The organism is Microcella sp. (genome assembly GCF_051860105.1).
GTDB lineage: Bacteria > Actinomycetota > Actinomycetes > Actinomycetales > Microbacteriaceae > Microcella.
On record NZ_JBHYEO010000014.1, the window covers coordinates 1 to 17,605 of the forward strand.

A 17,605-nucleotide genomic window follows, 5' to 3' on the forward strand; every position below is an offset into this window, starting at 1 on the left:
CGCGCGAACATCGACTACGGCTTCTACGAGGCCAAGACCACCTTCGGCCGCATCGGCGTGAAGGTCTGGATCTATAAGGGCGACATCACCAACAAGGAACTCGCTCGCGAGCAGGCGACTCAGAAGTCGTCGCGCCCCGAGCGTCGTGACTCGGACCGCGGTCCTCGTCGTGACGGTGGCCGCCCGGCTGCCGCCGCGGCTCCCGTCGCGGCCGGAGCGGAAGGCTAGGAACAATGCTGATTCCCCGCAAGGTCAAGTACCGCAAGCAGCACCACCCCAAGCGGAGTGGGCACGCGACCGGTGGCACCGAGGTCACGTTCGGCGAGTTCGGCATCCAGGCCCTCACGCCCGCGTATGTGACGAACCGGCAGATCGAGTCCGCTCGTATCGCCATGACGCGTCACATCAAGCGTGGTGGCAAGGTGTGGATCAACATCTACCCCGACCGCCCGCTCACCAAGAAGCCCGCCGAGACCCGCATGGGTTCGGGCAAGGGCTCGCCCGAGTGGTGGGTCGCCAACGTCAAGCCGGGTCGCGTCCTCTTCGAGGTCGCCGGTGTCAACGAGCAGCTCGCTCGCGAGGCCATGACCCGTGCCATCCACAAGCTGCCCCTCAAGGCACGCATCATCAAGCGCGAGGGAGGCGACGCGTAATGGCGATCGGATCCAAGGAGCTGGCCCCTGCCGAGCTCGACACCTTCGAAGACGAGCGACTCGTCGACGAGCTGAAGAAGGCCAAGGAAGAGCTGTTCAACCTGCGCTTCCAGGCCGCGACCGGTCAGCTCGAGAGCCACGGCCGTCTTCGTGCGGTGAAGCGCGACATCGCGCGCATCTACACGATCATCCGCGAGCGCGAGCTCGGGCTGCGCGCGACCCCGGCCCCCATCGAGGTCGCCGAGAAGCCGGCGAAGAAGGCAGCGAAGGCCAAGACCGAGGCCCCGGCCGAGGCGAGCGCCGACGCTGAGAAGCTCGGCGCTTCAGACAACGCGGCTTCTGAGAAGACTGAGGAGAAGAACTAATGGCGACGACCGAGAAGAAGGCCGCTGCCGGCCACGAGTCGGCCGCGCACGACGTTCGCGACGAGGCCGCTCGTGGGTACCGCAAGGTGCGCCGCGGCTACGTCACCAGCGACAAGATGGAGAAGACCATCGTCGTCGAGGTCGAGGACCGCGTGAAGCACCCCCTGTACGGCAAGGTGATCCGACGCACCTCGAAGGTCAAGGCGCACGATGAGCTGAACAGCGCCGGCATCGGCGACCTGGTGCTCATCTCCGAGACCCGACCCCTGTCCGCTACGAAGCGCTGGCGCCTCGTCGAGATCCTCGAGAAGGCCAAGTAGGCACCGCCTGCTTGACCACTAGGAGTAAGAAATGCTTCAGCAGGAATCCAGAGTCAAGGTGGCCGACAACACCGGCGCCAAGGAGCTCTTGACGATCCGCGTTCTCGGTGGCTCCGGCCGTCGGTACGCGGGCCTCGGTGACATCATCGTGGCGACCGTGAAAGACGCGATCCCCGGCGGCAACGTCAAGAAGGGCGACGTCGTCAAGGCCGTCATCGTGCGCACCGTCAAGCAGACCCGTCGCCCCGACGGTTCGTACATCAAGTTCGACGAGAACGCCGCCGTCATCCTGAAGGCCGACGGCGACCCTCGTGGAACCCGCATCTTCGGACCGGTCGGGCGCGAGCTGCGCGACAAGAAGTTCATGAAGATCGTCTCGCTCGCCCCGGAGGTGCTGTAACCATGGCCAAGATCAAGAAGGGCGACCTCGTCCAGGTCATCAGCGGCGCGACGGAAGAGCGCGGCGGCGACCGTGGCAAGCAGGGTCGTGTCATCGAGGTCATCGCGGAGAAGAACCGCGTGATCGTCGAGGGCGTGAACTACGTCACGAAGCACGTGCGCGTCGGTCAGACGCAGCGCGGCACGAAGACCGGTGGCATCGAGACCCAGGAGGCCCCGATCCACATCTCGAACGTCGCCCTCGTCGACCCCAAGACCAAGAAGCCGACCCGCGTGGGTTTCCGCGAAGAGGTCGTCGAGAAGAACGGCGTCAAGAAGACCGTCCGCGTGCGGTACGCCAAGAAGTCAGGTGAGAAGCTCTAATGTCTACCGAAACTGCCGCGTTCTCAGCCGGCGCCGCCGTGGCGAATAAGGTTCAGCCGCGCCTCAAGCAGAAGTACCGCGCTGAGATCACGAAGACCCTCACCGAGCAGTTCGGGTACACCAACCCGCACCAGGTGCCGGCGCTCGTGAAGATCGTCGTCAACACCGGTGTCGGTGAGGCCGCTCGTGACTCGAAGGTCATCGACGGTGCCATCAAGGACCTCACGGCGATCACCGGTCAGAAGCCCCAGGTCACCAAGGCTCGCAAGTCGATCGCGCAGTTCAAGCTGCGTGAGGGCATGCCGATCGGTGCGCACGTCACGCTGCGCGGCGACCGCGCCTGGGAGTTCATGGACCGCCTGATCACCCTCGCCCTGCCTCGCATCCGCGACTTCCGCGGCCTGAGCGAGAAGCAGTTCGACGGCAACGGCAACTACACCTTCGGTCTTCAGGAGCAGAGCGTGTTCCACGAGATCGACCAGGACAAGATCGACCGCGTGCGCGGCTTCGACATCACGGTCGTCACGACCGCGAAGACGGATGACGAGGGTCGCGCCCTGCTGCGCGCGCTCGGCTTCCCCTTCCGCTCGAGTGACACCCCCCAGTAGCACCCCACCCGGTCTTCGGACCACGATCGGCCAGGTCGGCTCCCGGTGTACCGGATGTCGAAACCGGACGAGAAACGGAACAACCGCATCATGACGATGACAGATCCGGTCGCAGACCTGCTGACCAGACTGCGGAACGCCAACTCGGCGTTCCACGACTCGGTGTCGCTGCCCAGCTCCAAGCTGAAGACGCACATCGCCGAGATCCTCAAGCGCGAGGGCTACATCGCCGACTGGGCCGTCTCCGACGCGCGCGTCGGCACGACGCTGACCCTCTCGCTCAAGTACGGCCCGAACCGCGAGCGGTCGATCGCCGGAATCAAGCGCGTCTCGAAGCCGGGCCTGCGCGTCTACGCGAAGTCCACCGAGATCCCCACCGTCCTCGGTGGCCTCGGCGTCGCGATCCTGTCGACTTCCTCGGGTCTGCTGACCGACCGCGAGGCGATGAAGAAGGGCGTGGGTGGGGAAGTCCTCGCCTACGTGTGGTAACCCGCCATGTCACGTATCGGACGCATGCCCATCGACATCCCCGGCGGTGTCGAGGTGACCATCGACGGTCAGGCCGTCTCGGTCAAGGGCCCGAAGGGTGAGCTCTCGCTCACCGTCGCGAGCCCCATCGAGGTCGCCATCGAAGACAACCAGGTCGTCGTGACCCGCCCCGACGACGAGCGCGCTTCGCGCTCGCTGCACGGGCTCACCCGCACCCTCATCGCGAACCAGATCATCGGCGTCACCCAGGGCTACTCCAAGGGCCTCGAGGTCGTCGGCACCGGTTACCGCGTGCAGGCCAAGGGCGAGGGCGTCGAGTTCGCGCTCGGCTTCTCGCACCCCGTCACCGTGAACCCGCCCGCCGGGATCACCTTCACGGTCGAGGGCAACAACAAGCTCACCGTCAGCGGCATCGACAAGCAGGCCGTCGGTGAGGTCGCTGCGAACATCCGCAAGATCCGCAAGCCCGAGCCCTACAAGGGCAAGGGTGTCCGCTACGCGGGCGAGGTCGTGCGTCGCAAGGCCGGAAAGGCTGGTAAGTAGTCATGGGTCTCGGAACCAGAGGCAAGAGCAAGACGGCCGCGAAGAGCCGCCGTCACACCCGTCTGCGCAAGCGCATCACGGGCACGGCCGAGCGGCCGCGCCTCGTCGTGACCCGCTCGGCGCGCCACGTCTTCGTTCAGATCGTCGACGACACCAAGGGCCACACCGTGGCGAGCGCCTCGACCATGGAGGGCGACCTCCGCGGCTTCGAGGGCGACAAGACGGCGAAGGCCCGCAAGGTCGGCGAGCTCGTCGCCGAGCGTGCCAAGAAGGCCGGCGTCGAGGCCGTGGTGTTCGACCGCGGCGGCAACCGCTACGCGGGCCGCGTCGCGGCGATCGCCGATGGAGCGCGAGAGGGCGGACTGGACCTGTGAGCGAGAACGAGACTGTGAACGAGAAGGAGCAGACCGTGGCCTCTGAGGCCCCCGTCGAGACCGCCGCGTCGTCGGAGACGGCGACCGAGCCCCGCGAGGCTCGTCGTGGCGGCCGCGAGCGCAACCCCAACCGCGACCGCGGTCAGCGCGAGACCGAGAAGAGCCCCTTCCTCGAGCGCGTCGTGACGATCAACCGCGTGTCGAAGGTCGTGAAGGGTGGTCGTCGCTTCAGCTTCACCGCCCTCGTGGTCGTCGGTGACGGCAACGGCATGGTCGGCGTCGGCTACGGCAAGGCCCGCGAGGTGCCCACGGCGATCTCGAAGGGCGTCGAGGAGGCGAAGAAGAACTTCTTCCGCGTCCCCCGCGTCGCGGCGACGATCCCGCACCCCGTGCAGGGCGAGGCCGCGGCCGGTGTGGTGCTGCTGCGCCCCGCTGCCGCCGGTACCGGTGTTATCGCCGGTGGCCCCGTGCGCGCCGTGCTCGAGTGCGCCGGCATCCACGACGTGCTGAGCAAGTCGCTCGGCTCGTCGAACACCATCAACATCGTCCACGCGACGGTGGCCGCGCTCAAGCAGCTCGAAGAGCCGCGCGCCGTCGCCGCTCGTCGTGGGCTCGAGTTCGAGGACGTCGCCCCGGCGCGCCTCGTGCGCGCCGAGGCCCTCGCGGCCGAGGCCGCCGCCGGAAAGGGTGGTGCGTGATGGCCGCGCAGCTGAAGGTGACCCAGATCAAGTCCGTCATCAGCGAGAAGCAGAACCAGCGTGACACGCTGCGGAGCCTGGGCCTCAAGCGGATCGGCGATGTCGTCGTCCGTGAAGACACCCCGGCCAACCGCGGCTACGTGCGCACGGTGGCTCACCTCGTGACGGTCGAGGAGATTGACTAATGGCTGAAGAGAAGAAGGACGGCGCCGCGAAGGCGCCGGCCAAGAAGACGACCACGGCGAAGCCTGCTGCGGAGAAGGCGCCGGCGAAGGCTGCCGCCAAGCCCGCGGCTGAGAAGGCTGCGGCGAAGGCTCCTGCCGCCAAGGCGCCGGCGAAGGCCCCTGCCAAGCCTGCTGCGGAGAAGGCGCCGGCGAAGGCCGCCGCCAAGCCCGCTGCCGAGAAGGCTCCGGCTGCCAAGGCCGCGGCGAAGCCGGCCGCCGAGAAGGCTCCGGCCTCGTCGGCTGCCGCCAAGGCTCCTGCGAAGGCTCCCGCGAAGAAGGCCCCCTCGGCCGACGTCGCGCGCCCGCAGGTGCTCAAGGTGCACCACCTCCGTCCGGCCGCGGGCTCGAAGAAGGACCGCACCCGCGTCGGTCGCGGTGAGGGCTCGAAGGGCAAGACGGCCGGTCGTGGCACGAAGGGCACAAAGGCCCGCTACCAGGTCAAGCCCGGATTCGAAGGGGGCAACCTCAACTCGGTGATGCGCGCGCCCAAGCTGCGCGGCTTCACGAACCCGTTCCGGGTCGAGTACCAGGTCGTCAACCTCGCCGCGCTCGCTGAGCTCTACCCGAAGGGCGGCGATGTGACCATCGCCGATCTCGTCGCGAAGGGCGCTGTGCGCAAGAACGAGAAGGTCAAGGTTCTCGGCGACGGCGACATTGCGGTTAAGCTCAACGTGACCGTCGACAAGGTCTCGCGCTCTGCCGAGCAGAAGATCGTCGCTGCCGGCGGTTCGGTCCAGTAGGTGAAGGCGGCCCAGTGGGCCGCCTTCACTGCAGGTCTGCGGCCCACTCGGGCCACAGCATCCCCTCGCCGCCGGGCGGGCGGATGCTCATGGTTTTTCTACGGGAGGTCTCGTGTTCAGAGCTATCGGGCGGATCTTCCGCACGCCCGACCTGCGCCGGAAGATCGGCTTCACCCTCGGGATCGTCGCCCTCTTCCGCCTGGGATCGTTCATCCCGGCGCCGTTCGTCGACTTCCAGAACGTGCAGATCTGCCTCGCCGGCAACCAGGGCGCCACCGGTCTGTACCAGCTCGTGAACCTCTTCAGCGGTGGTGCTCTGCTGCAGCTGTCGATCTTCGCGCTCGGCATCATGCCCTACATCACCGCGTCGATCATCACCCAGCTGCTGCGCGTGGTCATCCCCCACTTCGACACCCTCCACAAGGAGGGCCAGGCGGGCCAGGCCAAGCTCACCCAGTACACCCGCTACATGACGATCGCCCTCGCGGTGCTGCAGTCGACCACCCTCATCACGGTCGCCCGGGCCGGTGCGCTCTTCCCGACCACGAGCGGCGTGCCGCAGTGCAACGACCTCATCACCAACGACGCCTGGTACGCGATCCTGCTCATGGTCATCACCATGACCGCCGGCACGGGCCTCATCATGTGGTTCGGCGAGCTCGTGACCGAGCGCGGCATCGGCAACGGCATGTCGTTGCTCATCTTCACCTCGATCGCGGCGACGTTCCCGTCGGCGCTGTGGGCCATCGCGGTGTCGCAGGGCCCCGAGATCTTCGTCCTCGTCCTCCTGCTCGGCCTCCTGGTGATGGCGGCGGTCGTCTTCGTCGAGCAGTCGCAGCGCCGCATCCCCGTGCAGTACGCGAAGCGCATGGTGGGCCGTCGCACCTACGGCGGCAACAACACCTACATCCCCATCAAGGTCAATATGGCCGGCGTTGTGCCCGTCATCTTCGCCTCGTCGCTTCTGTACCTGCCGGCGCTCATCGCTCAGTTCAACCAGCCGGCGGCGGGCGAGACGGCACCGGAGTGGGTCGTCTGGATCCAGAACAACCTGGTGTCGGGCGACAACCCGATCTACATGGTCGTGTACTTCCTCCTCATCGTCGGCTTCACCTACTTCTACGTCGCGATCACCTTCAACCCCGAAGAGGTCGCCGACAACATGAAGAAGTACGGCGGCTTCATCCCCGGCATCCGCGCAGGACGACCGACGGCGGAGTACCTCGACTACGTGCTGACGCGCGTGACCCTGCCCGGTTCGCTCTACCTCGGCCTGATCGCCCTGATCCCGCTCATCGCCTTCGCGGCGGTCGGCGCGAACCAGAACTTCCCGTTCGGCGGTGCGAGCATCCTGATCATCGTCGGTGTGGGTCTCGAGACCGTCAAGCAGATCGATGCCCAGCTGCAGCAGCGCCACTACGAAGGCCTGCTGCGATGAGCGCCCGTCTGCTGCTGATCGGCCCGCCCGGCGCGGGCAAGGGCACGCAGGCGCTGCGCCTCTCCGAGGCCCTGGGAGTGCCCGCGATCTCGACGGGCGACATCTTCCGCATGCACTTGCGTAACGAGACCGAGCTCGGTCTCAAGGCGAAGGCGTTCATGGATGCGGGCGACAACGTGCCCGACAGCCTGACGAACGACCTCGTGCGCGACCGGCTCTCGCAGCCGGATGCGTCCGCGGGCTTCCTGCTCGACGGCTACCCGCGCACGATCGATCAGGTGCGGGCGCTCGACGAGTTCCTCGCTCAGCACGGAGCCTCGATGGATGCCGTGGTCGAGCTCGTCGCCGAGCCCGACGTCGTCGTCGAGCGCCTTAAGAAGCGCGCCCTCGACCAGGGTCGTTCCGATGACGACGAGGCCGTGGTGCGCCACCGCCTCGAGGTGTACGCCGAGCAGACGGCGCCCCTCATCGGCGTCTACGCCGAGCGTGGTCTGCTCGCCCAGGTCGACGGCATCGGCGAGATCGCCGAAGTGACCGAGCGCATCGAGTCGGCGCTCGCGGCCCGCGGCATCCTGTTCACCGCGTGATCGTCGCACGGGGCAGGAGACCCTCCGTCGACTTGCCTCGGGGTGGCATTATCACCTAAGCTCGACCTTTGGTGCTTTCGGCACGCCTTCGGCGTGTCTGCTGAGACCCCGCCGTGCAGAGGGGGTCACTCGCAGCAGCACCGCGTCATCCGCACGACCGGCAGTAACCCACACTTTTAGCGACGAAGAGGCAATGGCCAAAAAAGACGGTGTCATCGAGATCGAAGGCTCGGTGGTCGAAGCGCTGCCCAACGCGATGTTCCGCGTCGAGCTGACCAACGGCCACAAGGTGCTCGCCCACATCTCGGGCAAGATGCGCCAGCACTACATCCGCATCCTCCCGGAGGACAAGGTCATCGTAGAGCTGAGCCCGTACGACCTGACCCGTGGCCGCATCGTCTCCCGCTACAAGTAAAGGTTTCGCCGGATAAGGAACGGCCCGGGGATCCACCCGGAGCACGAGGCCAGCGAGAGAGAAGAGCACCATGAAGGTCAACCCCAGCGTCAAGCCCATCTGCGACAAGTGCAAGGTGATCCGTCGCCACGGCAACGTGATGGTCATCTGCGAGAACCCCCGGCACAAACAACGCCAAGGCTAAAGCCTCGTCGTTGTTCGAGCCCCGCCCTGTATTCATGGGCGAACTGAGCATGCTCAGTTCGCCGCCAGCGTCAGGGCCCTGCAGACTCACAACTGAATACGCACTCCAGGCAGTGCCAGATCCCGCGGATGCGGGGGACACCCAGGGCGGGAGGCCCTGGCACCGGCACTGCTCCACACCTCTCACACACCTGAAGGAGCCGTCATGGCCCGTCTTGCCGGAGTGGACATCCCGCGCGATAAGCGCGTGGAGATCGCCCTCACCTACATCTACGGAGTCGGACGCACGCGTTCGACCGAGACCCTCGCCGCCACGGGTATCGACCCCAACGTGCGCGTCAAGGACCTGACCGACGACCAGCTCGTCGCTCTGCGCGACCACATCGAAGGCACCTACAAGGTCGAGGGCGACCTGCGCCGTGAGGTCGCCGCCGACATCCGCCGCAAGGTCGAGATCGGCTCCTACGAGGGCATCCGTCACCGTCGCGGCCTGCCCGTGCGCGGTCAGCGCACGAAGACCAACGCGCGCACCCGCAAGGGCCCGAAGCGCACCGTCGCCGGCAAGAAGAAGGCGCGCTAGTCCGGCCCCGCCGCGACCCGCGCAATCCACAGGTTTAGGAGAAGACCATGGCAGCACCCAAGTCGGCCGCGCGCAAGCCCCGCCGCAAAGAGAAGAAGAGCATCGCCGTCGGCCAGGCTCACATCAAGTCGACCTTCAACAACACGATCGTGTCGATCACCGACCCGAGCGGCGCCGTCATCAGCTGGGCATCGTCGGGCCAGGTCGGCTTCAAGGGCTCGCGCAAGTCGACGCCTTTCGCCGCTCAGCTCGCTGCCGAGTCGGCCGCCCGTCAGGCGCAGGAGCACGGCATGAAGAAGGTCGACGTCTTCGTCAAGGGCCCCGGCTCGGGCCGCGAGACCGCGATCCGTTCGCTGCAGGCCGCCGGCCTCGAGGTCGGCTCGATCAGCGATGTGACGCCCCAGGCGCACAACGGCTGCCGCCCGCCGAAGCGTCGCCGCGTCTAACCCCCGTACTCGACCTGAGCGCCGACCGAGGCACAGCCCCGGTCGGCGCTGGGGTCGCGGCGATGCGCTGCATCGCCCTCAGTTCCACCGCGCATAACTCAACACACTCGACGAGCCAGCCACTCGTCGCGCCACAAGTGTCATATGGCGGACACTTTGCCGAAAGGAATCAACAGTGCTCATCGCACAACGTCCCACGCTGACCGAGGAGTCCGTCTCCGAGTTCCGCTCGCGGTTCATCATCGAGCCGCTGGAGCCCGGATTCGGGTACACCCTCGGCAACTCGCTCCGTCGCACGCTGCTCTCGTCGATTCCCGGAGCTGCCGTGACGAGCATCCGCATCGACGGCGTGCTGCACGAGTTCAGCACCATCGCCGGGGTGAAAGAGGATGTCACCGAGATCATCCTCAACGTGAAGAACCTCGTCGTCTCGAGCGAGCATGACGAGCCGATCACCGCCTACCTGCGCAAGCAGGGCGCGGGCGAGGTCACGGCGGCCGACATCTCGGCTCCGGCCGGTGTCGAGATCCACAACCCCGAGCTCGTCATCGCGACGCTCAACGACAGTGCGAAGTTCGAGCTCGAGCTCACGATCGAGCGCGGTCGCGGCTATGTGAGCGCGACGCAGAACCGCAGCGAGTTCAGCGAAGCCGGTCAGATCCCGGTCGACTCGATCTACTCGCCCGTGCTCAAGGTCACCTACCGCGTCGAGGCGACGCGTGCCGGTGAGCGCACCGACTTCGACCGCCTCGTGGTCGACGTCGAGTCGAAGCCGGCCATCACGCCGCGCGACGCGATCGCCTCGGCGGGCCGCACGCTCGTCGAGCTGTTCGGTCTCGCTCGCGAGCTCAACACGCAGGCCGAGGGCATCGAGATCGGCCCCGCGCCGGTCGACGCCGTGCTCTCGACCGAGCTCTCGATGCCGATCGAAGACCTCGATCTCTCGGTGCGCAGCTACAACTGCCTCAAGCGCGAGGGCATCAACACGGTGAGCGAGCTCGTCGCGCTCTCCGAGACCCAGCTGATGAACATCCGCAACTTCGGCCAGAAGTCGGTCGACGAGGTCAAGGACAAGCTCGTCGAGATGGGCCTCTCGCTCAAGGACGCGGTTCCCGGGTTCGACGGCGCTCACTTCTACGGCGGCTTCGACGACGAGGAGAGCTAGGCGCTCCGGCGCTCCGCTCCACCCCTCTCCGTCACTGATACGAAAGAACACACACCATGCCCCAGCCCACGAAGGGCCCCCGCCTCGGCGGCGGTCCGGCCCACGAGCGCCTGCTCCTCGCGAACCTCGCGACGGCGCTCTTCACGCACAAGCGCATCACGACGACCGAGACGAAGGCCAAGCGCCTGCGTCCGCTCGCCGAGCGCCTCATCACCTTCGCGAAGCGCGGTGACCTGCACGCCCGTCGCCGGGTGATGACGGTCATCCGCGACAAGAGCGCCGTGCACGAGCTCTTCACGGAGATCGCTCCGCTCATGGCCGAGCGCGAGGGCGGCTACACCCGCATCACGAAGGTCGGCTACCGCAAGGGCGACAACGCCCCCATGGCGGTCATCGAGCTCGTGCTCGAGCCGGTGAACCCGAAGCCGAAGAGCGCCAAGAAGGCCGCCCCTGCCGCTGCCCCCGTCGCAGAGGCACCGGTCGTCGACGATGAGGCGACCGAGGTCGAGGCCGACGAGGTCGTCGCCGACGACGCCGCGACCGAGGCAGCCGAGGAGACCTCCGTCGAGGAGGCCCCCGCCGAGGAGGCCCCCGTCGAGGAGGCTCCGGCCGAGGACGAGGCCAAGTAGCCCCGCGCCATCACGATCGCGTCACGGCCCCCGCTCACTCCGAGCGGGGGCCGTACGCTTTCCTGCGTGATCGACGAGCTGCCTCCCTTGCGCGAGCGGGTGCCCCCGCCGGAACCACCCGAGCCGCCCGGCGCGCCGACCGGCATCCGTTGGCGGCCGCTGTCGATCGAGGACGCCCCGGCGGTCACCGAGCTCGCAGAACGCATCAGTGCGCGCGATCATCCGACATGGAGCGAATCCCTCGATGAGATCAGCGACGAGCTCGGGCACTCCTGGGTCGACCCGGTGCGCGACGGATTGCTCGCGCTCGACGACGACGGGACCGCGGTCGCCTGGGGGCTCGTCGTCGCGCCGCCTGAACCCGAGTCGCTGGTGCGCGTCATCCTGTTCGGCGGCGTCGACCCCGCCCACCGCGGCCGGGGGATCGGTCACCGACTGCTCGCCTGGCAGCACGCGCGTGCCCGCGCGATGCTCGCCGAGTCGGCGCTGGCGCTCCCGGCCTGGGTGCTCAGCTACGCCGCCGATCGCGCGCCTGAGCACGGAGCGATGCTGCGGCGGGCGGGATTCGAGCCCGCTCGGTACTTCACGACCCTCGAGTGCGATCTCGCCGCGCCCACGCCACCGGTTGCGCTGCCGGACGGCGTGAGGCTCGTCGCGTTCGACGCCGCGCTGAGCGAGGCGGTGCGCGCCGCGAAGAACGCCGCTTTCGCGGATCATTGGGGCAGCCAGCCTGCGAGCCGGGAGGGCTGGGAGTCGATGCAGGGGCTCAGCAGCTTCCGCCGCGATCTGAGCCGGGTGGCGCTCGACGGCGACACGGTCGTCGGATTCGTGGTGACCGAGGTGAACGAGGACGACTGGGTGCGCCAGGGTTCACGGTCGGGCTACATCGGCCTCGTCGGCACGGTGCGGGAATGGCGGGGCCGAGGCCTCGCCAGTGCCCTGCTGGCCGAGGTGCTGAACGCGTACCGTGCCGCGGGCCTCGAGCGCGCAGTGCTCGACGTCGACGCCGACAACCCGACGGGTGCCGTGGGCGTCTACACCCGGCTGGGGTTCGAAGCGACGGCCCGCGACGTCTCGTATCGAGTGGTCTACTAGCGGTGGGATGCCCGGCGCCCGCTCAGCGCGGACGATGCAGCTCGGGGTTCGCGTCGTAGTCGACGGGCTCGGGTAGGTCGACGAGGCGCTGCAGCGCGGCCTCGACCGCCGCGGTGTACACGGCCCCTCCGGCCGAGCCCGGATGCACCTGATCGCGGGCGAGCAGGTTCAGGCGGGGAGCGATCGCGGCGTACCAGTCGGCGAGAACGACCTCGCGGTAGTCATCGGCGAAAGCGACGAGCTGCTGGTTGACCCCCGCGATCCACCCGCGCGGAGCCTGCGCGCTCACGAGCACCAGTTGGCGGTCGGGGCCGAGGATCGCGCGCAGCTCGTGCAGCGTGGCGGAATCGATCGAGCCGTTGGTGCCGAGCCCGACGATCGTGATCTCGCGAAGCATCCCGGCGTCGGCGAGGGCGAGGGCGATCTGCGGTGCCTGTCGCATCTGGCGCGACACCGCGGCGTCGATCGCGATACCCGGGAAGCGCGCCTGCAGCTGCGGCGCTGCGGCGAGCATGACCGAGTCGCCGATGGCCGTGATACGGTCTCCGGTCGGCAACGGGGTCGGCGCAGCCGGTACGGGTCCGCGCTCGGTCATCGGCACCCGCAGAGGCACGGCCGGGGCCGGCTGCCCGGACGCCGCGTCGAGCGCGGCCTGCCCGGCGGCGATGAACTCTTCGGCCTGCGACTGAGCAGGCGCCCGCACGACGGCTGCCGCACCCGCGGCGGTGAGGCCGATCAGAGCCAGCCCCGTTCCCAGGGCCAGCGCGACTCTGCGCGGGCGCGCCCAGCCGAGCGCCCCTCCCAGAGCCGCGTCGAGGCGGCGGGAGCGCACCGGCTGCTCGATGAACCGGTAGCTCAGCGCGGCAAGCGGCACCGCGATGCCGAGAGCGGCGAGCCCGAGCAGCCAGCTCCCCTCGCCGACGCGGTCGACGGCCGGTAGCGCGGCGCCGAGCAGCACGAGCACGGGCCAGTGCCAGAGGTAGAGCCCGTATGAGCGCTCACCGATCCAGCGGGGGAGCGGGGCATCCGCGATCTGCGCCGCACGACTGGCCGGATGCGAGAGGCACACGATGACGACGACCGTGAGCAGCGACGCCGCGACGAGTCCGCCGCGGTAGGTCGCGGCAGCGTCGATCGACAGCGCACTCGCGAGCGCGATCAGCCCGCCCGTGGCGAGCAGCGCCGCGACGTCGACCATCCACGCGGGCGGACGGCGGGTGGATGCGCGCGCACGCAACGGCTCGACACCGAGCGCCAGCCCTGCCCCGAGCAGCAGGCCGAAGCCGTGCGTCAGCGTCGACAGGTAGGCGACCGATGCGGCAGCAGGATCGACCGCCGGGTCTCCCGCGAGCAGCGCCATCGCGACGGCCGAGGCGAGGGCGAGGGCGACCGGCAGCGCCACTCGCAGTGCCCGGGAGGGGAGCAGCAGGAGCACGATGATGAGCAGCGGCCACACCAGGTAGAACTGCTCCTCGACCGCGAGCGACCAGGCATGGCGGAAGAGCTCGGGGCTCGTCTGATCGAGGTAGCTCGACGCCTGCGCGATCGACCACCAGTTGCTGCTGAAGGTGAGCACGCCCGCCAGCTGCCAGCCGATGCCGACGAGCACATCGCCGCCGATGGCCGCGGCGACCGCCGAGGTGATGCCGACCATGACGACGAGCGCCGGCAGCAGCCGTCGAGCGCGCCGAGCCCAGAACGGGGCGAGCGCGATGCGGCCCCGAGACCGGTGCTCGGCGACGAGGAGGGCCGTGATGAGATACCCGCTGACGACGAGGAACACGTCGACGCCGATGAACCCCCCAGGGGCGAGCCCCGGGAAGAGGTGGTAGGCGAGAACGAGCACGATCGCGAGCGCACGCAGACCGTCGAGCCCGGGCACGCGGTCACGTGCGACAGTGCTGCTGCTGATGGCCGACATGGTTCCTCCAGGGTCGCGCCCCGAGGCCGTGCGGTCAAACCGCGCGCCGTAGACTCAGGAACCGTGGAGACGGTGCGGCTGCGGCTCGACCTCGCGTACGACGGGTCGGACTTCTCGGGTTGGAGCCGTCAACCCGGCCTCCGCACGGTCGAGGGCGTGCTCGACGCCGCGATCGCGACGCTGCTGCGCGACCCGGAGCTCGAGGTGCGGCTCGTCGTCGCCGGCCGCACCGACGCGGGGGTGCACGCGATCGGCCAGGTCGCCCACATCGACCTCTCGGCCGAGCAGCACCGCCGGCTGGCCTCCGCGCGCCGGGGCGGCTCGGTCGAGCAGTCGATCGCGAGGCGGCTCAACGGCATCGTCGCCGCGACGGCCTCCGACGTCGTCATCGACCGCGTCTCGGTCGCCCCCGCGGGTTTCGACGCGCGCTTCTCGCCCGTCTGGCGACGCTACGAGTACCGCATCGCCGATGCTCTGAGCCACCGCGACCCGCGTCGCCGCACCCACACCCTGTGGCACCCGGCCGGGCTCGACGAGGCGGCGATGGATGCTGCCGCCCAGAGGCTCAGGGGCCTGCACGACTTCGCGGCCTTCTGCAAACCCCGCGAGGGCGCCACCACCATCCGCACCCTGCTCGACTTCGGGTGGACACGGGATGCCGAGGGTGTGCTCGTCGCGCGCGTGCGCGCCGACGCCTTCTGCCACTCGATGGTGCGGGCCCTCGTGGGCGCCACGGTCGCCGTGGGGCTCGGCCGCCTCGAGCCCGATCGGCTGAGCAGCATCCTCGACGAGGCGGTGAAGGCGAACGCGTTCGCGGTCGTGGCGGCGAAGGGGCTCACCCTCGTCGAGGTGGGATACCCGCCCGACGACGAGCTCGGGGCCCGCGCCGAGCAGACCCGCGCGCGCCGCGAACCGCTCGGCCGAGCATCCGACCCGTCGGACTAACCGAGCATCCGACCCGTCGGACTGACCGAGCGCGCCGGCGGTGAATTGACCGGTCACCTCTGGGCCGGTAGGCTCGACCCTTGGTGTCCGTCGCCGACGGTCATCCGGTTGAGCCCTCCACCGCGGCGTTCGGTCTGCATCTGCAGAACGAACTCCCCCCGGAGCGGGATTCACGAACTACTCGACACGAAAGTACGCACTGTGACGCGCACATTCAGCCCCACTCCCGCTGACGTTCAGCGCAACTGGGTCGTCATCGACGCAACCGATGTCGTCCTGGGCCGCCTCGCCAGCCACGCCGCCGTTCTTCTCCGCGGCAAGCACAAGCCCACCTTCGCCCAGCACATGGACATGGGTGACTTCGTCATCATCATCAACGCCGACAAGGTGGCCCTCACCGGCTCGAAGCTGGCGCAGAAGAAGGCCTACCGCCACTCGGGCTACCCGGGCGGCCTCACGGCGACCTCCTACTCGGAGCTGCTCGAGAAGAACCCCGAGCGCGCCGTCGAGAAGGCGATCCGCGGCATGCTGCCGAAGAACTCGCTGGGCCGCGCCCAGATGAAGAAGCTCAAGGTCTACGCGGGCGCCGAGCACCCGCACGCTGCGCAGCAGCCGACGACCTACACCCTCGACCAGGTCGCTCAGTAGCGGCCGCGCAGACGCTAAGGATCAGCATCGTGGCAGACGTTACGAACACCCCCAACGACATCGACAACGACGGCATCACTCCCGAGTCGGCTCCCGAGTCGTACACGACCGAGTCCGCCGCGCCCGCCGCGTCGGTGGCGCCCCGCGCCATCCTCTCGGTCGGCGGCGCGGCCGTGGGTCGTCGCAAGCAGGCCATCGCCCGCGTGCGCATCACCCCGGGTGCCGGCACCTACAAGGTCAACGGGCGCACGCTCGAAGACTACTTTCCGAACAAGCTGCACCAGCAGCTCATCAACGACCCCTTCACGATCCTGCAGCTCGGCGGCGCCTACGACGTCATCGCGCGCATCACGGGTGGGGGCCCCTCGGGCCAGGCGGGCGCCCTGCGTCTCGCCATCGCGCGCGCGCTCAACGAGATCGACCGCGAGAACAACCGCCCCGCCCTCAAGAAGGCCGGCTTCCTCACGCGCGACGCCCGCGTCATCGAGCGCAAGAAGGCCGGTCTCAAGAAGGCGCGCAAGGCTCCTCAGTACTCGAAGCGCTAGTCGCTCGGGTCCAGGCGACACGCCATGGGTCGACTTTTCGGCACGGACGGGGTTCGAGGGCTGGCCAACGGTGATCTCACCGTCGACCTGGCCCTCGGCCTCTCCCAGGCCGCGGCACGGGTGCTGACCAGCGGTCGGCATGCGGATGAGCTACGGGCCCAGGGCAAGCGCCCGACGGCGATCGTCGCACGCGACCCCCGGGTCTCCGGTCAGTTCTTGACCGCCGCCGTGTCGGCGGGGCTCGCGAGCTCGGGCATCGACGTGCTCGATGCCGGGGTCATCCCGACACCGGCCGCGGCGTTCCTCGTCGGCGACATCAACGCCGACTTCGGCGTGATGATCTCGGCCTCGCACAATCCGGCCCCCGACAACGGCATCAAGTTCTTTTCGTTCGGGGGCACGAAGCTGCCGGATGCGGTCGAAGACCGCATCGAGGAGGCACTGTCGGGCGACAAGCTCGCGCCGACCGGCGCGGGCGTGGGCCGCATCCGCCGCTTCGCCGACGCGGAGGACCGCTACCTGCTGCACCTGCTCGGCACGCTCGACGTCTCGCTCGCGGGCCTGCACGTCGTCATCGACTGCGCTCACGGCGCCGCCGCCGGCATCTCGCCGCAGGTGTTCGCCGACGCGGGCGCGCGCGTCACCGTCATCGGCAGCGACCCCGACGGCCTCAACATCAACGACGGTGTCGGGTCGACGCACCTCGGACCGCTGCAGGAGGCCGTGCTCGAGCACGGTGCCGACCTGGGCATCGCCCACGATGGCGATGCCGACCGGTGCCTCGCGGTGGATGCCGCCGGCCGCGTCATCGACGGCGACCAGATCATGGCGATCATCGCGCTCTCGATGAAGGCCCGCGGTCTGCTGACCGACGACACCCTCGTCGCGACCGTCATGAGCAACCTGGGTCTCAAGCGGGCGATGGCCGAGCACGGCGTGCGGCTGATCGAGACGAAGGTGGGCGACCGCTACGTGCTCGAGGCGCTCGCCGAGCACGGGTTGAGCCTGGGTGGCGAGCAGTCGGGTCACATCATCATGAGCGAGCACGCCACGACGGGCGACGGCATCCTGACGGGCCTGCAGCTCGCCGCGGAGATGGTGCGCTCGGGCCGAACGCTCGCCGAGCTGGCCGACGTCATGACCGTGTTCCCGCAGGTGCTCATCAACGTGCGCGGCGTCGACCGCACCGCGCTCGAGGGTCACGCCGTCATCGCCGCGGCCGTGGCGGCCGA

Annotated in this window: 25 protein-coding genes and 2 pseudogenes; 26 read left to right on the forward strand and 1 reads right to left on the reverse strand. The window is 68.7% G+C overall.

Annotated elements, in window-relative coordinates; translation table 11 throughout:
• From ACTIE9_RS08840 to ACTIE9_RS08945, 22 genes and pseudogenes are all read left to right on the forward strand, one after another.
• Positions 1–228, forward strand: a pseudogene (locus ACTIE9_RS08840) (30S ribosomal protein S3); the annotation flags it as partial.
• A 5-nt stretch (positions 229–233) separates the two neighbouring features.
• Complete coding sequence (rplP, locus tag ACTIE9_RS08845; RefSeq protein WP_153982787.1) at positions 234–653, forward strand: 50S ribosomal protein L16; 420 nt, start codon at positions 234–236, stop codon at positions 651–653.
• Positions 653–1,018, forward strand: coding sequence for a 50S ribosomal protein L29 (gene rpmC, locus ACTIE9_RS08850; protein ID WP_439565216.1), 366 nt, complete (start codon positions 653–655; stop codon positions 1,016–1,018). The genes rplP and rpmC overlap by 1 nt, the downstream gene beginning before the upstream one ends.
• A complete protein-coding gene (gene rpsQ, locus ACTIE9_RS08855) occupies positions 1,018–1,338 on the forward strand; it encodes a 30S ribosomal protein S17 (protein ID WP_439565217.1) in 321 nt (106 codons plus the stop codon). Before rpmC ends, rpsQ begins: the two co-directional genes overlap by 1 nt.
• A 31-nt stretch (positions 1,339–1,369) precedes the next feature.
• Positions 1,370–1,738 carry a 50S ribosomal protein L14 gene (rplN, locus tag ACTIE9_RS08860; protein ID WP_255158211.1) on the forward strand — a complete coding sequence of 123 codons (369 nt, stop codon included), beginning with the start codon at positions 1,370–1,372 and terminating at the stop codon, positions 1,736–1,738.
• A 2-nt stretch (positions 1,739–1,740) separates the two neighbouring features.
• Positions 1,741–2,100 (forward strand): 50S ribosomal protein L24, encoded by a 360-nt coding sequence (gene rplX, locus ACTIE9_RS08865; protein WP_439565218.1) that lies wholly within the window; start codon positions 1,741–1,743, stop codon positions 2,098–2,100.
• A complete protein-coding gene (gene rplE, locus ACTIE9_RS08870; RefSeq protein ID WP_439565219.1) occupies positions 2,100–2,708 on the forward strand; it encodes a 50S ribosomal protein L5 in 609 nt (202 codons plus the stop codon). The genes rplX and rplE overlap by 1 nt, the downstream gene beginning before the upstream one ends.
• Positions 2,709–2,798: 90 nt before the next feature.
• Positions 2,799–3,197, forward strand: a complete 399-nt coding sequence (gene rpsH, locus ACTIE9_RS08875; RefSeq protein WP_439565220.1) for a 30S ribosomal protein S8 — start codon at positions 2,799–2,801, stop codon at positions 3,195–3,197.
• A gap of 6 nt (positions 3,198–3,203) precedes the next feature.
• Complete coding sequence (gene rplF / locus ACTIE9_RS08880; RefSeq protein WP_439565221.1) at positions 3,204–3,740, forward strand: 50S ribosomal protein L6; 537 nt, start codon at positions 3,204–3,206, stop codon at positions 3,738–3,740.
• Positions 3,741–3,742: 2 nt separating this feature from the next.
• Positions 3,743–4,114, forward strand: a complete 372-nt coding sequence (gene rplR, locus ACTIE9_RS08885) for a 50S ribosomal protein L18 (protein WP_439565222.1) — start codon at positions 3,743–3,745, stop codon at positions 4,112–4,114.
• Between the two features lie 35 nt (positions 4,115–4,149).
• The gene (gene rpsE / locus ACTIE9_RS08890; RefSeq protein ID WP_439565223.1) at positions 4,150–4,812 is read left to right on the forward strand and encodes a 30S ribosomal protein S5; all 663 of its coding nucleotides are present in this window, start codon (positions 4,150–4,152) and stop codon (positions 4,810–4,812) included.
• Positions 4,812–4,997 (forward strand): 50S ribosomal protein L30, encoded by a 186-nt coding sequence (gene rpmD / locus ACTIE9_RS08895; RefSeq protein ID WP_047561535.1) that lies wholly within the window; start codon positions 4,812–4,814, stop codon positions 4,995–4,997. The genes rpsE and rpmD overlap by 1 nt, the downstream gene beginning before the upstream one ends.
• A complete protein-coding gene (gene rplO / locus ACTIE9_RS08900) occupies positions 4,997–5,776 on the forward strand; it encodes a 50S ribosomal protein L15 (protein WP_439565224.1) in 780 nt (259 codons plus the stop codon). The genes rpmD and rplO overlap by 1 nt, the downstream gene beginning before the upstream one ends.
• 112 nt (positions 5,777–5,888) lie before the next feature.
• Complete coding sequence (gene secY / locus ACTIE9_RS08905) at positions 5,889–7,214, forward strand: preprotein translocase subunit SecY (RefSeq protein ID WP_439565225.1); 1,326 nt, start codon at positions 5,889–5,891, stop codon at positions 7,212–7,214.
• Positions 7,211–7,801: an adenylate kinase gene (locus tag ACTIE9_RS08910; RefSeq protein WP_439565226.1), complete on the forward strand. Its 591-nt coding sequence runs from the start codon at positions 7,211–7,213 to the stop codon at positions 7,799–7,801. The genes secY and ACTIE9_RS08910 overlap by 4 nt, the downstream gene beginning before the upstream one ends.
• Positions 7,802–7,994: 193 nt before the next feature.
• On the forward strand, positions 7,995–8,216 hold the full coding sequence (gene infA / locus ACTIE9_RS08915) for a translation initiation factor IF-1 (protein ID WP_439565227.1): 222 nt from the start codon (positions 7,995–7,997) through the stop codon (positions 8,214–8,216).
• Positions 8,217–8,286: 70 nt separating this feature from the next.
• Positions 8,287–8,400: a 50S ribosomal protein L36 gene (gene rpmJ / locus ACTIE9_RS08920; RefSeq protein ID WP_047561540.1), complete on the forward strand. Its 114-nt coding sequence runs from the start codon at positions 8,287–8,289 to the stop codon at positions 8,398–8,400.
• Positions 8,401–8,604: 204 nt separating this feature from the next.
• Positions 8,605–8,979: a 30S ribosomal protein S13 gene (rpsM, locus tag ACTIE9_RS08925; protein WP_319015494.1), complete on the forward strand. Its 375-nt coding sequence runs from the start codon at positions 8,605–8,607 to the stop codon at positions 8,977–8,979.
• 47 nt (positions 8,980–9,026) lie between these two features.
• The gene (gene rpsK, locus ACTIE9_RS08930; RefSeq protein WP_047561544.1) at positions 9,027–9,425 is read left to right on the forward strand and encodes a 30S ribosomal protein S11; all 399 of its coding nucleotides are present in this window, start codon (positions 9,027–9,029) and stop codon (positions 9,423–9,425) included.
• 175 nt (positions 9,426–9,600) lie between these two features.
• Entirely contained in the window at positions 9,601–10,590 is a 990-nt protein-coding gene (locus tag ACTIE9_RS08935; protein WP_439565228.1) for a DNA-directed RNA polymerase subunit alpha, read from the forward strand.
• Between the two features lie 56 nt (positions 10,591–10,646).
• The gene (gene rplQ, locus ACTIE9_RS08940; RefSeq protein WP_439565229.1) at positions 10,647–11,219 is read left to right on the forward strand and encodes a 50S ribosomal protein L17; all 573 of its coding nucleotides are present in this window, start codon (positions 10,647–10,649) and stop codon (positions 11,217–11,219) included.
• Between the two features lie 66 nt (positions 11,220–11,285).
• Positions 11,286–12,314 (forward strand): GNAT family N-acetyltransferase, encoded by a 1,029-nt coding sequence (locus ACTIE9_RS08945; protein WP_439565230.1) that lies wholly within the window; start codon positions 11,286–11,288, stop codon positions 12,312–12,314.
• Between the two features lie 22 nt (positions 12,315–12,336).
• Here the strand turns inward: ACTIE9_RS08945 and ACTIE9_RS08950 are convergent, their stop codons facing one another.
• A complete protein-coding gene (locus ACTIE9_RS08950; RefSeq protein WP_439565231.1) occupies positions 12,337–14,235 on the reverse strand; it encodes an acyltransferase family protein in 1,899 nt (632 codons plus the stop codon).
• A 72-nt stretch (positions 14,236–14,307) separates the two neighbouring features.
• On the opposite strand from ACTIE9_RS08950, the gene ACTIE9_RS08955 reads away from it, so the two are divergent.
• The 4 genes and pseudogenes from ACTIE9_RS08955 to glmM form a co-directional block, all read left to right on the forward strand.
• Positions 14,308–15,180, forward strand: a complete 873-nt coding sequence (locus ACTIE9_RS08955) for a tRNA pseudouridine synthase A (RefSeq protein WP_439565277.1) — start codon at positions 14,308–14,310, stop codon at positions 15,178–15,180.
• A 201-nt stretch (positions 15,181–15,381) separates the two neighbouring features.
• Entirely contained in the window at positions 15,382–15,828 is a 447-nt protein-coding gene (rplM, locus tag ACTIE9_RS08960) for a 50S ribosomal protein L13 (protein ID WP_439565232.1), read from the forward strand.
• A 59-nt stretch (positions 15,829–15,887) separates the two neighbouring features.
• On the forward strand, positions 15,888–16,373 hold the full coding sequence (rpsI, locus tag ACTIE9_RS08965) for a 30S ribosomal protein S9 (protein WP_439565278.1): 486 nt from the start codon (positions 15,888–15,890) through the stop codon (positions 16,371–16,373).
• A gap of 24 nt (positions 16,374–16,397) precedes the next feature.
• Positions 16,398–17,605: pseudogene (glmM, locus tag ACTIE9_RS08970) on the forward strand (phosphoglucosamine mutase); the annotation flags it as partial.

Coding starts and splice junctions, on each gene's coding strand:
- rplP (WP_153982787.1), top strand. CDS start 234: ATGCTGATTCCCCGCAAGGTCAAGTACCGCAAGCAGCACCACCCCAAG.
- rpmC (WP_439565216.1), top strand. CDS start 653: ATGGCGATCGGATCCAAGGAGCTGGCCCCTGCCGAGCTCGACACCTTC.
- rpsQ (WP_439565217.1), top strand. CDS start 1,018: ATGGCGACGACCGAGAAGAAGGCCGCTGCCGGCCACGAGTCGGCCGCG.
- rplN (WP_255158211.1), top strand. CDS start 1,370: ATGCTTCAGCAGGAATCCAGAGTCAAGGTGGCCGACAACACCGGCGCC.
- rplX (WP_439565218.1), top strand. CDS start 1,741: ATGGCCAAGATCAAGAAGGGCGACCTCGTCCAGGTCATCAGCGGCGCG.
- rplE (WP_439565219.1), top strand. CDS start 2,100: ATGTCTACCGAAACTGCCGCGTTCTCAGCCGGCGCCGCCGTGGCGAAT.
- rpsH (WP_439565220.1), top strand. CDS start 2,799: ATGACGATGACAGATCCGGTCGCAGACCTGCTGACCAGACTGCGGAAC.
- rplF (WP_439565221.1), top strand. CDS start 3,204: ATGTCACGTATCGGACGCATGCCCATCGACATCCCCGGCGGTGTCGAG.
- rplR (WP_439565222.1), top strand. CDS start 3,743: ATGGGTCTCGGAACCAGAGGCAAGAGCAAGACGGCCGCGAAGAGCCGC.
- rpmD (WP_047561535.1), top strand. CDS start 4,812: ATGGCCGCGCAGCTGAAGGTGACCCAGATCAAGTCCGTCATCAGCGAG.
- rplO (WP_439565224.1), top strand. CDS start 4,997: ATGGCTGAAGAGAAGAAGGACGGCGCCGCGAAGGCGCCGGCCAAGAAG.
- ACTIE9_RS08910 (WP_439565226.1), top strand. CDS start 7,211: ATGAGCGCCCGTCTGCTGCTGATCGGCCCGCCCGGCGCGGGCAAGGGC.
- infA (WP_439565227.1), top strand. CDS start 7,995: ATGGCCAAAAAAGACGGTGTCATCGAGATCGAAGGCTCGGTGGTCGAA.
- rpmJ (WP_047561540.1), top strand. CDS start 8,287: ATGAAGGTCAACCCCAGCGTCAAGCCCATCTGCGACAAGTGCAAGGTG.
- rpsM (WP_319015494.1), top strand. CDS start 8,605: ATGGCCCGTCTTGCCGGAGTGGACATCCCGCGCGATAAGCGCGTGGAG.
- rpsK (WP_047561544.1), top strand. CDS start 9,027: ATGGCAGCACCCAAGTCGGCCGCGCGCAAGCCCCGCCGCAAAGAGAAG.
- rplQ (WP_439565229.1), top strand. CDS start 10,647: ATGCCCCAGCCCACGAAGGGCCCCCGCCTCGGCGGCGGTCCGGCCCAC.
- ACTIE9_RS08950 (WP_439565231.1), bottom strand. CDS start 14,235: ATGTCGGCCATCAGCAGCAGCACTGTCGCACGTGACCGCGTGCCCGGG.